This is a genomic window from Rhodococcus sp. Q1, from assembly GCF_004153645.1.
GTDB lineage: Bacteria > Actinomycetota > Actinomycetes > Mycobacteriales > Mycobacteriaceae > Rhodococcus > Rhodococcus gordoniae.
Map to the genome: position 1 here is coordinate 164,235 of NZ_SDMJ01000001.1, position 16,015 is coordinate 180,249.

At 67.1% G+C, this 16,015-nt stretch carries 10 protein-coding genes; 7 read left to right on the forward strand and 3 right to left on the reverse strand.

The genetic code is table 11. The annotated features are described in order from the left end of the window. The first annotated feature begins 43 nt into the window (after positions 1-43). The 4 genes from EQ874_RS00745 to EQ874_RS00760 all read left to right on the forward strand — a co-directional run bounded on the left by EQ874_RS00745 (position 44) and on the right by EQ874_RS00760 (position 5,052). Positions 44-1,018 carry a helix-turn-helix domain-containing protein gene (locus EQ874_RS00745; protein ID WP_129974979.1) on the forward strand — a complete coding sequence of 325 codons (975 nt, stop codon included), beginning with the start codon at positions 44-46 and terminating at the stop codon, positions 1,016-1,018. Positions 1,019-1,093: 75 nt separating this feature from the next. Next, a complete protein-coding gene (locus tag EQ874_RS00750) occupies positions 1,094-2,287 on the forward strand; it encodes an acetyl-CoA C-acyltransferase (RefSeq protein ID WP_165369170.1) in 1,194 nt (397 codons plus the stop codon). A gap of 51 nt (positions 2,288-2,338) precedes the next feature. After that, the gene (locus tag EQ874_RS00755) at positions 2,339-4,072 is read left to right on the forward strand and encodes a class I adenylate-forming enzyme family protein (protein ID WP_129974983.1); all 1,734 of its coding nucleotides are present in this window, start codon (positions 2,339-2,341) and stop codon (positions 4,070-4,072) included. Next, complete coding sequence (locus tag EQ874_RS00760; protein WP_242496588.1) at positions 4,069-5,052, forward strand: nitronate monooxygenase; 984 nt, start codon at positions 4,069-4,071, stop codon at positions 5,050-5,052. Before EQ874_RS00755 ends, EQ874_RS00760 begins: the two co-directional genes overlap by 4 nt. A 172-nt stretch (positions 5,053-5,224) precedes the next feature. On the opposite strand, the gene EQ874_RS00765 is transcribed toward EQ874_RS00760, so the two are convergent. The 3 genes from EQ874_RS00765 to EQ874_RS00775 all read right to left on the reverse strand — a co-directional run bounded on the left by EQ874_RS00765 (position 5,225) and on the right by EQ874_RS00775 (position 12,137). Next, on the reverse strand, positions 5,225-6,676 hold the full coding sequence (locus EQ874_RS00765) for a glutamate synthase subunit beta (RefSeq protein WP_129974985.1): 1,452 nt from the start codon (positions 6,674-6,676) through the stop codon (positions 5,225-5,227). Beyond that, on the reverse strand, positions 6,669-11,264 hold the full coding sequence (gene gltB / locus EQ874_RS00770) for a glutamate synthase large subunit (protein WP_129974987.1): 4,596 nt from the start codon (positions 11,262-11,264) through the stop codon (positions 6,669-6,671). Before gltB ends, EQ874_RS00765 begins: the two co-directional genes overlap by 8 nt. A gap of 300 nt (positions 11,265-11,564) precedes the next feature. After that, positions 11,565-12,137: a TetR family transcriptional regulator gene (locus tag EQ874_RS00775; RefSeq protein ID WP_242496589.1), complete on the reverse strand. Its 573-nt coding sequence runs from the start codon at positions 12,135-12,137 to the stop codon at positions 11,565-11,567. A 59-nt stretch (positions 12,138-12,196) separates the two neighbouring features. On the opposite strand from EQ874_RS00775, the gene EQ874_RS00780 reads away from it, so the two are divergent. The 3 genes from EQ874_RS00780 (at position 12,197) to EQ874_RS00790 (ending at position 16,004) form a co-directional block, all read left to right on the forward strand. Beyond that, positions 12,197-13,225, forward strand: a complete 1,029-nt coding sequence (locus tag EQ874_RS00780; protein WP_129974991.1) for an FAD-dependent monooxygenase — start codon at positions 12,197-12,199, stop codon at positions 13,223-13,225. A gap of 94 nt (positions 13,226-13,319) precedes the next feature. Continuing rightward, positions 13,320-13,637 carry a type VII secretion target gene (locus EQ874_RS00785; protein WP_064064468.1) on the forward strand — a complete coding sequence of 106 codons (318 nt, stop codon included), beginning with the start codon at positions 13,320-13,322 and terminating at the stop codon, positions 13,635-13,637. Further along, positions 13,638-16,004, forward strand: coding sequence for a hypothetical protein (locus EQ874_RS00790; RefSeq protein ID WP_129974993.1), 2,367 nt, complete (start codon positions 13,638-13,640; stop codon positions 16,002-16,004). The last annotated feature ends 11 nt before the right edge of the window (positions 16,005-16,015 follow it).

The following is a 16,015-nucleotide window of genomic DNA, read 5'->3' on the forward strand; positions in this document are numbered from 1 at the left end:
CATTTAGGTGTGCGGCTCGCAAGAGTCGCGAGGAGGCCCGGACGTGTACCGCAACGACGCAGCGCCGAAGGACACCGACACGAGGTCGGCCGTCAATCCGCTCGCGGCGACACTCGATCTCCTCGGCGACCGGCTGACGCTGGCACTGCTCGGGCACGCCTTCGTGAGCGGCACGACCCGCTTCACCCGCTGGCTCGAACTGACCGGTGCCCCGTCCTCGGTGCTGGCCGACCGGCTGAACGCACTCACGGAAGCGGGCGTCCTGGTGCGATCACCCCAGTCCGCGGGCTCCGACCGGCACGACTACCTGCTCACCGAGCTGGGCCACGCCACCTGGCCGATCCTGGTGTGTGTCTGGGGATGGCAGCGGGAGTGGACCCCGGAGGGTGCCTGGCAGCCCGATCTCGTCCACACTCCGTGCGGCCACCGCGGACCAGCGCTCGTGCGGTGCGGGACGTGCCTCGCCCCGGTGACCGCGCACGAGACCGACATCGACATGGACGCCGAAGCGGTCTGGACGGTGACCTCGGGTGCGCGACGCCGGTCGAAGCGGGGGCCGGCACGCGGTGCAGCCGACGAGGACATCCAGTTCAACGCCGTCATGGAGGCCCTCGGTGACCGCTGGAGCGGGGCGATCACGGGGCTTGCCCTGGCCGGAACCCGCCGCTTCGCGCGGTTCCGGTCGGCACTCGACATCTCCCCCACAACCCTCACGGACCGGCTCGGCCGGCTGTGCGACGCACAGATCCTGGAACGGCCCGACGACTCCGGTCGCGAGTACCGCCTGACCCATCGCGGCCGTGCTCTGTTCGGGGTGTTCGTCTTCCTGATCCGATGGTCCGTGCTGGCGTTTCCCCAGGCCCCCAGCCCCCTCCGGGTCCGCCATCCGACGTGCGGAAACCTTCTGATTCCGGAACTCCAGTGCCGGGGTTGCGACGGTCCGGTCGATCGGACGTCGGCGCGAATCGATCCGATCACCCCACCTCCCCGATCGGCGGTCACCGACCCTCGGCCTTGACAGCATCCGACACCGGCCGGTATCACTTCGTTATCTGTAGTGACTGAGGTCACCAATCACCGTCCGTCGGAGTCGATGCCAGTGAACAGCAGCACACCCGCCTACATCTACGACGCCGTCCGGCTCCCCCGGGCCCGCGTGCGCCGGAGCAGCGGCACCCTCGCCGGGACCCGCCCCGTCGAACTGGTCGCCCACCTGCTCGAGGCACTCGACGAACGATGCGGGGCTTCCGAGATCGTCGACGACGTGCTTCTCGGCATCAGCACCGTCACCGGTGAGCAGTCCGGCAACATCGCCCGCGCCGCGGTGCAGTGGGCGGGTTGGCCCGATCACGTTCCCGGTGGCGTGGTTTCGCGGATGTGTTGCTCCGGACTCGACGCCGTGGAGACCGGGGCGATGCGGGTGGCCGTGGGTGCCGCCCGCGCGGTGGTTGCCGGCGGAGTCGAATCGATGTCGCGGGTACCGATGTTCGCGGATTCGCCGCCGATCACAGCCGATCCGGACCTCGGTGAACGCACCGGTTTCGTCACCATCGGTGTGTCCGCCGATCTCACCGCCGCCCGTTACGGTTTCGGCCGGGACATGCTCGATTCCTATGCCGTCGCATCACACCGACGCGCCGCTCGGGCACCCGCCCTCCCCTCTGTGATCGCCGTGAAGGTCGGCGACATCGCCCTCGAATCCGATGAAGGGGTCCGCCCCGACGTGACACTCGGGGAACTCGCGGCGTTGCCCGCCCTCTTCGGTGAAGATCCGTCCTGGGAGCGGGTGGCCCGCCGGTTGCCGGGTGCGCCGCGTCCGGTGGGGGGTCTCCACACGGTGGCCACCGCGCCGCAACTCGCCGACGGGGCGTCCGCCGTGCTCATCGGTGACGCCGAAACCGGCGACAGGATGTCGCGGAAGCCGCGCGCGCAGATCGTCGGCACCGCTCGGACCGCCGTCCGGTCGCCGCTTCTCACCGCTCCCGTCGACGCCTCGAAGCGGGCTCTCGAGCGGGCGGGGATCTCGGCACGGGATCTCGACGTCGTCGAGGCCAACGAATCCTTCGCTGTCACGCCGCTCATGATGATCGAGGAACTGAACCTGGCCCCGGACTGCGTCAACGCGTTCGGCGGGGCTCTGGCGGTCGGCCACCCCCTCGGTGCCACCGGCGGCATCCTCGTCGCCCAGGCCCTCGACCGGCTCGAGCGGACCGGCGGTGAACACGCACTCGTCACCATCCCCGCCGCCCTCGGTCTCGGGGCGAGCCTCGTCCTGCGCCGCGTCTGAGCAGATCCGGCAATCCCCCCGAAATCGGATACTCCTGAGAAAGGCCGACCGATGTCCCAGTTGCCCCTGACCCGCTCACGCCGCACCTGTCACCCCGCCGACAAGGTTGCCGATCATCTGGCACGTAGCTGGTGGCGGCCCGAAACGGTGACGGATCTGTTCGCCTCCTGGGTGGAGCGCCGACCCGATCGGCCCGCCACGACCGATCCCACCAATCTCGGGGATCTGACCGGTGCGGCGCCCCGATCATCGACCTGGCGCGAGCTCGACGACTACGTGCGGCAGATCGCAGCCGTACTGTACGCGCACGGCGTGGGAACGAATGACGTTGTTTCCGTTCAGGTTCCGAATTCCATATCGCTTGTCGCGACCTACCTCGCGCTGTGGCGTCTCGGCGCCGTGGCGACACCGATGCCCGCCTCGTACCGTCGTCACGAGCTGTCCGGCATCGTCGCTGCCACGAAGGCGGCAGCCGTGGTCACCGTCGGCCGGCTCGGCGACCGGGAGTTCGCGTCCGACGCCCTCGATCTCGTCGGTGAATACGACAGCCTGCACACAGTCTTCGCGTTCGGTCCGCACGTACCCGACGGCGCGGTCGAGATCGGGGACGTACCGGTCTCGGCGGATCAGGCCGACGCGGCCGACGCCCATGCCGCCGGCCTCGAGCACACGATCGCCGACGAGATCACCATCTGCTGGACCAGCGGTACCGAAGCCTCCCCCAAAGGGATTCCGAGGTGCCATGCCGACTGGCTCGCCGTGGGCTACGGCGTCCAGGACGCGATGGAGACGAACGAGGACTCGGTTCTGCTCAACCCCTTCCCGCTGGTGAACATGGCCGGTTTCGCGGCCGCGCTGCTGCCCTGGCTGATCGGCGGCGGGCATCTCGTCCACCATCACCCGCTCGACATCGGTGTCTACCTGGCACAGATCCAGCAGCACCGGGCCACCCACACCATCACGGCCCCGGCGATCCTGACGATGTTGCTGCAGAACGACAAGCTGCGCACAGCCTTCGACCTGTCGTCGCTCCAGCGCGTCGGCGCCGGTGGTGCTCCCCTGGCGCCGTCCGTCGTCGCGGCGTGGCAGAACGACCACGGGATCGAGGTGATCAACTTCTTCGGGTCCAACGAGGGTCTCTGCTTGCTCGGTGCGCCCGATGACATTCCCGATCCCGAACTGCGTGCCGAGCACCTCCCCAATTATGCGGCGCGGAACAAGGAGTGGGTCGCGCATCTCGCCCGCCACACCGAGGTGAAACTGGTCGATCCCGAGACGGGAGGGATCGTCACCTCGACCGGCGGTCGCGGCGAACTGCGACTGAAGGGACCGACGGTGTTTGCCGGATACCTCGAGGGCACCGCGGCGTCGTCACCGTTCGACGAGGACGGATTCCTGTGCAGCGGTGATGTGTTCGAGTTGTGCGGCGAGAACGGCGAGTACCTGCGGTTCGTCGACCGCTTCAAGGAGATCATCATCCGTGGCGGCATGAACATCGCGCCCGCGGAGGTCGAAGGACTGCTGCAGGAACATCCCACCGTCGCGGAGGTCGCGGTCGTGGGTGTCCCCGACGAGGTGCTCGGTGAGAAGTGCTGTGCCGTCGTGGTTCCGGCCGAGGGCGCGAATCCGAAGCTGGAGGATCTCGTCGAGCATCTCCGTCGTCACGACATCGCGTCGTTCAAGCTGCCCGAACAGCTGAGGATCGTGGACACGCTCCCACGCAACGCCGTCGGAAAGCTGCTGCGCCGCCACATCCGCACCGAACTACTGGAGACCGAGCGGTGACCGTCACCTCTCGATCCGACCGCACGGCCCCGCTCACGGGACTACGGCTGCCGATCGTCGCGGCACCGATGTTCCTGGTCTCGAGCCCCGATCTCGTGATCGCCGCCGCTGCATCGGGAATCGTCGGGGCATTCCCGACACCGAACTGCCGGACGACCGCAGAACTCGACGAGTGGATGGGCACGATCTCGGAGGGGATCTCCTCCTCGGTATCGCCCACGGCGCCGTGGGCGGTGAACCTCGTGACCCACCGCACCAACGCCCGTCTCGCCGACGACCTCCGGCTGGTCGCGGAATACCGTCCACCCGTGGTCATCACGGCTCTCGGTTCTCCGGAGCCGGTCATGGACACGGTCAAGGGCTACGGCGGCCTGGTGTTGGCGGACATGGCCTCGGTGCGTCTCGCCCGCAAGGCCGCCGGGTTCGGGGTCGACGGTATGGCCTGTATCTCGGCCGGGGCGGGCGGACACACCGGCCATCTGTCCCCGTTCGCGTTCGTCTCGTCGGTACGCATGTTCTTCGACGGGATCGTCGTGATCGGCGGTGGGATCGCCGACGGATGGGGTGTGGCCGGTGCCGTGGCGGCCGGGGCGGACCTCGTCTACATGGGCACCCGGTTCCTCACCACCGCCGAGAGCATGGCTCCGCCGGAGTACAAGCGGATGGTCATCGAGCGCGGACCCGACGATCTGGTGGTGAGCGCCGGGATCACGGGAACCCCCGCCTCGTGGTTGCGGCCGAGCCTGATCGCCAACGGCCTCGATCCGGACGCTCTCACGGCACCGGCGACCCGCGACTACGACGCCACGAAGAGCGTGCAGGGCCGATGGAAGGACGTCTGGGCGGCAGGCCAGGGCCTCGGGGTCATCGACGGAATGGGGACGGTCTCCGAGGTCGTCGACGAGCTGGCGGCCGAGTACGACGCCGCGCGAGCACGGTTCACCGATCTGCCGGCGATGCGGACCCGATCGGGAAGGTGAATCTTCCGAGCACCCGCTCGTCGACGCCTGACCTCCGAAGCATTCACACCGCATGCGGAAGCGGGACCGCACACCCTTTCGGTGTGCGGTCCCGCTTTCTCACCGCATCAAGCGCTACGACGCCGGAGCACTCGATCTCTCGGAGCTCAGCGCTCCACGTACCCGGTGTTGCTCAGCGCTGTGGAACAGTGCTGGTCGTGATCGGCACCGGCAGCGCCGACTCGCCTTCGAGGAAGCTGTCCACCGCAGCGGCGCACGCGCGACCCTCGGCGATCGCCCAGACGATGAGCGACTGCCCGCGTCCCATGTCGCCGGCGACGAAGACACCGTCGACGTTCGTGGCCCACTCCGTCGAGCGGGCGACGTTGCCGCGCTGGTCGAAGTCGACACCGAGATCGGTGAGCAGGCCCGGCTTCTCGGCACCCGTGAAGCCCATCGCGAGCAGCACCAGGTCGGCCTCGAGCTCGAAGTCGCTTCCTTCGACCTTCTGGAAGCGACCGTCGACCATCGTCACCTCGTGCGCCTTCAGTGCGGTGACCTTGCCGTCCTTGCCGAGGAATTCTTCGGTGTTGACGGAGAAGACACGTTCGCCGCCCTCCTCGTGTGCCGACGAGACGCGGTACATGAGGGGGTAGGTCGGCCACGGGGTCGAGTCGGCTCGCTGTTCCGGCGGCCGCGGCATGATCTCGAACTGGTGGACGCTCGCCGCACCCTGACGGTGCGAGGTGCCGAGGCAGTCGGCACCGGTGTCGCCGCCGCCGATGATGACGACTTTCTTGCCCTCGGCCGTGATGGTCGGGGCCGGCAGGTCGCCGAGCTGCACGCGGTTGGAGATCGGCAGGAACTCCATCGCCTGATGGATGCCGTCGAGTTCGCGGCCGGGGATCGGCAGATCACGGGCGACGGTCGCTCCGCCGGCGAGCACCACGGCGTCGAACTGCTCGCGCAGCTCGTCGGCGGTGATGTCGACACCGACGTTCACGCCCGACTTGAAGACGGTGCCCTCGGCCTCCATCTGCGCGAGACGGCGGTCGATGAAGTGCTTCTCCATCTTGAACTCGGGGATGCCGTAACGGAGCAGGCCGCCGATACGGTCGGCCCGCTCGAATACCGTCACCGAGTGACCGGCACGCGTGAGCTGCTGTGCCGCAGCCAGTCCCGCAGGGCCGGAACCGACGACGGCAACCTTACGACCGGTGAGCTTCGACGGCGGGACCGGCTTGACGCGGCCCTCGTCGAATGCCTTCTCGATCAGCTCGACCTCGACCTGCTTGATGGTCACCGGGTCCTGGTTGATGCCGAGCACGCACGACGCCTCACAGGGCGCCGGGCAGAGCCGGCCGGTGAACTCGGGGAAGTTGTTCGTGGCGTGGAGACGCTCGATGCCGTCCTCCCACTTGCCCTTGTAGGCAAGGTCGTTCCACTCGGGGATGAGATTTCCGAGCGGGCAACCGTTGTGGCAGAAGGGGATACCGCAGTCCATGCAGCGGCTCGCCTGGGTCCGGAGGGTCTCGAGCGGGAACGGCTCGTAGACTTCCTTCCAGTCGAGGAGCCGCAGCGGGACGGGCCGGCGAACCGGCGTCTCGCGGGAACCGTGCTTGAGGAAACCGGTGGGATCAGCCACGAGCAGCCTCCATGATCGCCTCGTCCACGTTCGCACCACGGATGGTGGCGTCCTTGATAGCCATGAGTACCTTCTTGTAATCGCGAGGCATGACCTTCGCGAAGTGGCTGACCTGTTGTGACCAGTCGGCCAGGATGCGGGCTGCGACCTCGGAGCCCGTTTCGTCACGATGCCGTTCGACGGCGCCCTTGAGCCAGGCGAAGTCCTCACCCGCGAGATCCTCGAGGTCGACCAGCTCGGTGTTCAGGTTGTTCTCGAAGTCCTTGTCCGGGTTGTACACGAAGGCGACGCCACCGGACATACCCGCACCGAAGTTGCGGCCGGTCTTGCCGAGGATGACGACCTTGCCACCCGTCATGTACTCGCAGCCGTGGTCGCCGACGCCTTCGACGACGGCCGTGGCTCCGGAATTACGGACCGCGAAGCGCTCGCCCGCGATGCCGCGGATGAGGACCTCCCCCGCGGTGGCACCGAACAGGATCACGTTGCCGGCGATGATGTTGTCCTCGGGCACGAAGCCCTCGGCGGCGTTGTGCGGCGGACGCACGACGATGCGGCCACCCGACAGGCCCTTGCCGACGAAGTCGTTCGCGTCGCCGTTGAGCCGCATCGTGATACCGCGCGGGACGAACGCACCGAAGCTGTTGCCGGCCGAACCCGTGAAGGTGATGTCGATCGTGTCGTCCGGCAACCCTTCCGCACCGTACTTCTTGGTGAGCTCGTGGCCGAGCATCGTGCCGACGGTGCGGTTGACATTGGTGATCGGGGTGTCGAACGAGATCGCCGTACCCGACTCCAGAGCCGGCTGCGCCTTTGCGATCAGCTCGTTGTCGAGCGCCTTGTCCAGGGCGTGGTACTGCTCCTTGGTGCAGTACATGTCCTGCTCGCCGAAGATCGGGGAGGTGACCTTCTCGAGCAGCGGCGACAGATCGAGCTTCGACGCGCGGTAGTGCTCGACGGCCTTGCGGGTGTCGAGGACGTCCACCTGGCCGATGGCCTCGTCGAGGCTGCGGAAACCGAGCTCGGCGAGGTACTCGCGCACCTCTTCGGCGATGTAGAGCATGAAGTTCTCGACGAACTCGGGCTTGCCGGTGAACCGCTTGCGCAGCACCGGGTTCTGCGTCGCGACACCCACGGGGCAGGTGTCGAGATGGCAGACGCGCATCATGATGCAGCCCGAGACCACCAGCGGTGCGGTCGCGAAACCGAACTCCTCGGCACCGAGGAGCGCGGCGACGACCACGTCGCGGCCGGTCTTCATCTGGCCGTCGACCTGCACGACGATGCGGTCGCGCAGACCGTTGAGCATCAGCGTCTGCTGGGTCTCGGCCAGACCGATCTCCCAGGGAGCACCCGCGTGCTTGAGGGAGGTCAGCGGCGACGCGCCGGTACCACCGTCGTGACCGGAGATGAGCACGACGTCGGCGTGTGCCTTCGACACACCCGCGGCGACCGTGCCTACACCGAGCTCGGAGACCAGCTTCACGTGGATACGGGCCTGCGGGTTGGCGTTCTTCAGGTCGTGGATCAGCTGCGCGAGATCCTCGATCGAGTAGATGTCGTGGTGCGGCGGCGGCGAGATCAGGCCCACACCCGGCGTCGAGCCACGCACCTCGGCGACCCACGGGTACACCTTGTGCGGCGGGAGCTGACCACCCTCACCGGGCTTCGCACCCTGCGCCATCTTGATCTGGATGTCGGTGCAGTTGCTCAGGTAGTGCGCGGTCACACCGAATCGACCCGACGCGACCTGCTTGATCGCCGAGCGCCGCCAGTCACCGTTCTCGTCCGGGACGAAGCGGCTGGGATGCTCCCCGCCCTCACCGGAATTCGAGCGGCCACCGAGACGGTTCATCGCGATCGCGAGGGTCTCGTGCGCTTCGGCCGAGATGGAGCCGTAGCTCATCGCGCCGGTGGAGAAGCGCTTGACGATCTCGCTCGCCGGCTCGACCTCGTCGAGCGGCACCGGCGGACGCACGCCCTTCTTGAACTCGAACAGACCTCGCAGCGACGCGAGCCGCTCCGACTGGTCGTCGACGAGCTTGGTGTATTCCTTGAAGATCGAGTACTGGCCGGTGCGGGTCGCGTGCTGGAGCTTGAACACCGTGTCCGGGTTGAACAGGTGGTACTCGCCCTCGCGGCGCCACTGGTACTCGCCGCCCACCTCGAGCTCGCGGTGCGCGCGCTCGGACTGGCGATCGAGGAAGGCCGTCCGGTGGCGGGCCGCGACGTCCGCGGCGATCTCGTCGAGACCCACGCCGCCGAGCTGCGACTGCAGACCGGTGAAGTACTCGTCGACGAGTTCCTGCGACAGGCCGATGACCTGGAACAGCTGGGCACCGGTGTAGGAGGCGAGCGTGGAGATGCCCATCTTGGACATCACCTTGAGCACGCCCTTCGAGGCCGCCTTGATGTAGTTGGCAATGGCCTTCTCGAGGGTGATGCCCCCGGGCAGGTCGCCGTTCTGCAGCAGTTCGTCGATGCTCTCGAACGCCATGTACGGGTTGACCACGGCCGCACCGAAACCGCACAGGGCGGCGATGTGGTGGACCTCGCGGGCGTCGCCCGCCTCGACGAGCAGACCGACCTGGGTGCGGGTCTTCTCGCGGACGAGGTGGTGATGCACCGCGGAGGTCAGCAGCAGCGACGGGATCGGCGCGAGCTTCTCGTCCGACTCACGGTCGGACAGCACGATCAGGCGTGCGCCCTTCTCGATGGCCTGCGAGACCTGCTCGCGGATCGAGGCGAGCGCGCGACGCAGGCCCTCACCGCCCTCCGCGACCGGGTACAGACCGCGGATGATGACGCTGGAGAAGCCGGGGAACTGCTTCTCGTCGTTGACATGGATGAGCTTCTGCAGGTCGTCGTTGTCGATGACCGGCGCGCCGATGAGGATCTGCCGGCACGAGGCCTCGGTCGGGTTCAGCAGGTCGCCCTCGGGGCCGAGCATGCCGCCCATGCTGGTGACGATCTCCTCGCGGATCGCGTCGAGCGGCGGGTTGGTCACCTGCGCGAACAGCTGCGAGAAGAAGTCGAACAACTGACGCGGACGCGACGACAGCACGGCGATGGGCGTGTCGGTGCCCATCGAGCCGAGCGCTTCCGCCCCGGAGGCCGCCATGGGCTTGACGAGCAGGTCGACTTCCTCGCGGGTGTAACCGAAGACCTGCTGACGCAACACCACACGCTCGTGCGACATGTAGGTGTACTTGCTCTCGGGCAGATCCTCGAGGCGGGTGACGCCGCCGGCGACCCATTCCTCGTAGGGATGCTCGGCGGCGAGTTCGCGCTTGATCTCCTCGTCCTCGACGATGCGGCCCTTGGCCGTGTCGACGAGGAACATGCGGCCCGGCTGCAGGCGGCGCTTGCTGACGATCTTCTCGGTGGGGATGTCGAGCACACCCACCTCGGAGGCCATGACGACGAGACCGTCGTCGGTGACCCAGGCACGCGAGGGGCGCAGACCGTTGCGGTCGAGCACCGCGCCGATGACGGTGCCGTCGGTGAAGCACACCGAGGCCGGTCCGTCCCACGGCTCCATGAGGGCCGCGTGGTACTCGTAGAACGCGCGACGGGCCGGATCCATCGAGTCGTGGCGCTCCCACGCCTCGGGGATCATCATGAGCACGGCGTGCGGCAGGCTGCGGCCACCGAGGTGCAGCAGCTCGAGCACCTCGTCGAAACGTGCGGTGTCGGACGCGCCCGGTGTGCAGACCGGAAAGATCTTCTCGAGCTTGTCGCGGCCACCGAAGACCTCGGTGTCGATCAGCGCCTCACGGGCGCGCATCCAGTTGGCGTTGCCCGTGACGGTGTTGATCTCACCGTTGTGCGCGACGCGACGGAAGGGATGCGCGAGCGGCCACGACGGGAACGTGTTGGTGGAGAAACGCGAGTGCACGAGGCCGAGAGCCGAGACGACGCGCTCGTCCTGCAGGTCGCGGTAGAAGCCCTTCATCTGGGGCGTGGTGAGCATGCCCTTGTAGACGAAGGTCGACGCCGACAGGCTCGGGAAGTAGACGGTCTCGCTGCCGGGACCGTCCTCGCCCGCACCGTGGTGGCCGAGCTCGTGCTCGGTGCGCTTGCGCACGACGTACGCGCGGCGCTCGAGCTCGAGGCCGGTGAGCGCGCGGGCGCCGGAGGCGATGAAGATCTGCCGGAAGGTGGGCATGGCGTCCTTGGCCATGGAACCCAGCTCGGACTCGTCGATCGGCACCTCGCGCCAGCCGAGGACCTCGAGGCCCTCCTCGGCGACGATGCGATCGACCTCGGCGGCCGCGGCGTCGGCCTTGGCCGTGTCCTTGGGCAGGAACGCGATACCGGTCGCGTATGCGCCTTCGGCGGGAAGATCGAAGTCGACGACCTCACGGAAGTAGGCGTCGGGGACCTGGATCAGGATGCCGGCGCCGTCGCCGGTGTTCTGTTCCGCTCCCGCTGCACCGCGGTGTTCGAGATTCACCAGGGCGGTGATCGCCTTCTCCACGATGTCGCGACTGCGACGACCGTGCATGTCGACGACGAACGCGACGCCACAGGAGTCGTGCTCGTTCGCCGGGTGGTAGAGCCCTCGAGGCCCGGGGAGATGAGTCATACCTAGCCTTCGTTGATGCGATAGCACCGACGACCAGCAGCGCTGATGGCCATCTACTGCCGTAGACGGGTATCGGCCGGGTGCCCGATACCTTCGACATCGCCAGTATCCGCTCATCCGCGACGGTGCGGGTGCCTTTTCGGCAGCGCGAGCGTGGACCCGGCGACCGGTGGGACGTCGTGGTCCCACCGTCTTCGAATCGAACGATATGCCAGGTGGCGGGGGGTAGCGCAAGCCAGTGTTCCCTATCCGGCCCCTGATCTGCGGAAACGTCGGCGTAATGTGACCGAATCGTACCCGTCACGCCGCGGTTCGAAGCACCGCACGCACGGCGAGAACGATGCCGGGACGCGGGTCGGGTTCGTCCGCTCCGGCCGTGCAGCGATGCAGGATGACACCGTCCAGATAGTCGATGAGAAGCCGCGCGCCCGTGGCGGAATCGTCCGCGCCGAGGGCCTCGAGCATGCTGCGGACCCACGTCCGGAGTTCGCCTCGGCGCGCATCCACTCCGGCCCGCAGTTCCGGCGTTGCCATCGCTTCGACGAACATCGCGAACCGCGCCCGGGTCCGGACGATGTCGGGGCCGGTCACGAACATCACGTAACCGTGCATCAGATCTTCGAGCTCCCGGGCCGAGGCCGGAGCGGTGGTTCCGCTCAACGCCTGCGCGTCGATCCGGTCGCGTGCGAGCAACCGGTCGAGCACTCCTTCGACGAGGGCCTGCCGGGTGCGGAAGTAGTTGGAGGTGGATCCGGCGGGCACGTTCGCGGTGGTGTCCACGCGCCGGTGGGTCAGGGCGCGCAGTCCCTCGGTGCCCACGAGTTCGATTGCGGCGTCGAGGACGGTGGCGCGTTTGTCGGTCACGAGAGGCATTCTACGAGGATCACTACAGGGGTAGTGACTGTCCACTACATACGTAGTATCGTCATGACATGACCGTGAAGCCAGGCAGTGCAGCGATCCTCGGCGGCGGAATCGGAGGGCTCACCGCCGCGAACACCCTCCTCCGCCACGGATGGCACATCGATGTGTTCGAACGATCTCCGGAACCTCCGCGCACCGGCACCGCGCTCGGGATGTGGCCTCCTGCCCTGGCCGCACTCGAAGTTGCCGGCGTCGGCGGACGGGTGGAACAACTCGGGGTGACACAGCGCTCCGCGACGCTCAGACGCTGGGACGGTGTGGTGCTCGCCCACGTCGGGGACCTTCGCCGGGCACCGGTCATGGTGTCCCGGCCCGCCCTCCTCGACATCCTGCTGTCCGGCCTCCCCGACCACACCGTGAAGTTCGACGCCCCCGCGCCACCGCTCACGGCCCTCGCCGGATACGACGTGATGATCGGCGCGGACGGAATCGGCAGTGCAGTACGCGACGAGGTGTTCGGTCCGACCTACCGGCCCGTGCACACCGGGTACGGAGCGTGGCGCGGCTGGGTCGGCGGCTCCACCACGAACCATGGAGAAACCTGGGGTCCCGGCGCGCTCTTCGGAATCACCGACCGCGACGGCGACCTCACCAACTGGTTCGCCGCCGTCCGCACCACCGAAGGCACCGGCGGCACCCTCGACGACCTGTACGGCCGCTTCCACGACTGGCACCCCGGCGTACGCGACATCCTCGGCCGCCTCGACCCCGACGACGTCATGTACCACGACCTGTACGAATCCCCCCGCCTCCCGTCGTACGTCCGCGGCAACACCGCACTGATCGGCGACGCGGCGCATGCGATGGCACCGAATCTCGGCCGCGGCGCATGCGAAGCAATCGTCGACGCCACGACACTCGCGACGCTGTTGTCCGAGCATCCGGTACCGGTCGCTCTGCAGCGCTACGACCGTGCCCGTCGACGCCGCACCCAGCTCCTCGTGCCCGCGTCACGGGCGGTCGCCAGGATCGCGACCGCGTCCCGGCTGACATCTCTCCGCGACTCCTCCATCACAGCATTCGGCCGCATCGCCTGAAACGTTCCGAAAATCACCCGGTCGAGGGAACCGATCGTCACGCTGCTGCGTCCAACCCTGATGGAACGTCTGCCGTACAGGAGTTGGTGAGCTGATGTCAGCGCTGAAGGTCGACCCGGACTCGTTGAAGAGCCTGGCCCATGCCCTGGAGGGAGAAGCCGAGACCATCTACGCGTTGGAACCGTCCGCGGCGCTCGAGTCGGTAGCGGGCGCGATGCCATCCTCAGCGGTCGGTGGTGTCGCCGGACGCGCGGGAGCACCACTCGACACCGCCTACCGCGCTATGGCCAACTGCCTGCGACGCATGGCCGAGGCCACCGAAGCGGCCGCACGGAACTACGAGGTGGCCGAGGAGGAATTCAGCCGCCAACTCGCGGCCGTCGGATCCGACTTCGAAGGAAAGTCCCTGTAGATGTGGTCTCCTTCCGCGATCCGCTCGCTCGATCCGGCTGCGCTCACCACGGCTGCCGACGCGGTCGAGTCCGCAAACAACACATTCCGGGAGTCGACCCACCGCGTCGACCGGAATGTGGACTCCACATTCGGTGGATGGGACGGTGAAGGCGGAGCGGCCGCCGCGGCACGTGCGTGGAGTGACCGGGTGGCCGGCCAAGGCATCAGCCGCGCTGTCGACGAGCAGGTCGACGCCCTCCGCGACGCCGCAAACACGCTCATTCCCGCCCGCGCCACCGTCGTCGGAATCGTCGACAACGCGGTTGCAGCCGGCTTCACCGTCCACGACGACGCGCGGGTCGAGGCACCCCGAACCCACACGGGCGACGCGCAGACCGACCTCGTCGTGCAAGCGGGTCTCGACGACACCGCCATGAACTTCGAGGTCCAACTGAAATCGGCAGTGCGCACATTCGACGAACTGGATCGAGACGCCGCCGTCCGACTCGAGCAGGTCAGCAACCGGCTCTCCACGTTCGGCGGTGAATTCCGTTCCCAAAACACACATTCCATCGATGCTCCGGACGGTGCTGCCGACGCTGCGCTCCTAGCATCCGGGGCTGCACGCGATACCGATCTCGAACGCATCGGACGCACCCTGTCGCTACCGTCGGGTGCGAGCATCGAGTACCTCGACGCCTTCTACAACAGCCTCGACGAGGACGAACTGGCGAACCTGCACGAGACGTACAAGACATGGGAAGCCGAAGGCAACCCCGACGCGGCGCGCTGGGCCGACGGTCTCGGCAACGGTCTGCTCATCCTGTCGAATCCCGAATACGGCGGGTCGTGGGAGTCGGTGCCGCAGGACATCCGAGACACCATTCGATACGGCTACGAACCCGACCCGAACGCCGAGCACCCCGGTGAACCACTGGACCGGCTGGATCGACTCGGCGCGATACTCGGCGAGGCCAACCCTCAGTATCGACCCGGAACCGAGATGGGCATCGAGATGAGCCGGGTCGCCGGATACATGGCGGGCATCCCCACCTATGCCGATCCCCACATCGTCCCCACCCCCGACCCTTCCTATTACGACCACATGGCAAGCACATTCCTCGACCTCGCCACCCGGAACACCGACACGTCGTATCACCTGCTCACCGGCACCGACGTCGACGGCAGCCCTGCGGACTTCAGTAGGGACGAGGTGCTCGTTCCGCTGCTCACCCGCGAATGGGCCGACGACGGAGCAACTCTGGCCGGCCTGACGGAGTGGATCGCTGCCGACGCGTTGCCCGCCGACCCGGGTGACCCCGCAGCAGTAATCCGAGCCGAACGTGCGGGCGAGGCAGCATTCGGTTTGGCCAAGGTGTTGTCTGCGCCGGAATCGGAGTGGAACTCCGACAACAACTTCAACCGTTTCCTCCATATGCCGGGTGCCTTCCGGGAAGAAACCGACCTGACCATAGGCGACGTCAATCCTGTTGCTGTCCGTTCCTTCGCGACCGCCCTGTCACCGTTCGTCGGCGACATGGTCGGTTCCGTCGACGACGCCACCGCCACCAGCGGCTTCGGTGAACTCGGCCCGGTCCCGGCGACGCGCGTATTCACCCTCATGAACACCGACCCCGCGGCAGGTGCCCTTCTCAACGGTGCAGCAATCGCGCAGGCCACCGATTTCGACCGCCGGTTCGCTCTCGAACAACTCGACGGTGTGAACAAGTACAGCTACGGAACGTATTCGGGCCGGTTGCAAAGCCTCGTCGAGGTCGGTTTGAGCAGCACCTACGAGAACGAGAAGCTGGTCGAGCAGGCTGCGATCGACAACCGGAACCAGTCCAGAGCAGACGCGTATGCCGTGGCCCAAACCCTCGTCACCGGTGCGGTGACGGCGTTGCCGGGTGGCGTGGTCACGGGTCCGCTCGTGTACTCGACAGGGGTTCTGCTGCAATCCGAAATCGTCGATGCTGAAGGGCAATACGTGGGGCATCCGTCGGGGGTCGAGGGGTTCGATTCCGAAATGTATCTGACGGAGACGGGCGCCGAAAATACTCGGAGATACAACATGCTCAATGCGTTGGTCGACGCCGGAAGAGTGGATCCAGCGGACATGCCCTTCAGCCAGGCAGAGGGTCACACTATCCCTGAACGCACCAAAGCCGATGAACACGTCCTGACGAATCAAGCTGCCAGCATCATTTCGGAAAACGGGATCGATTACGGGTCCCAGGACATGTATCTCGGATCTGCCTCGAACGGAGCGGGCGACCTCCGAAATATCGTCTACGCAGACCAGAGGGACGGCACCGACGGATTTCGCGATGTGCTCGTAAACGATGTTGTTCCGGCCGGAGGAGAAAGGTGGAACTACGGCGCATGACAACAACGTGC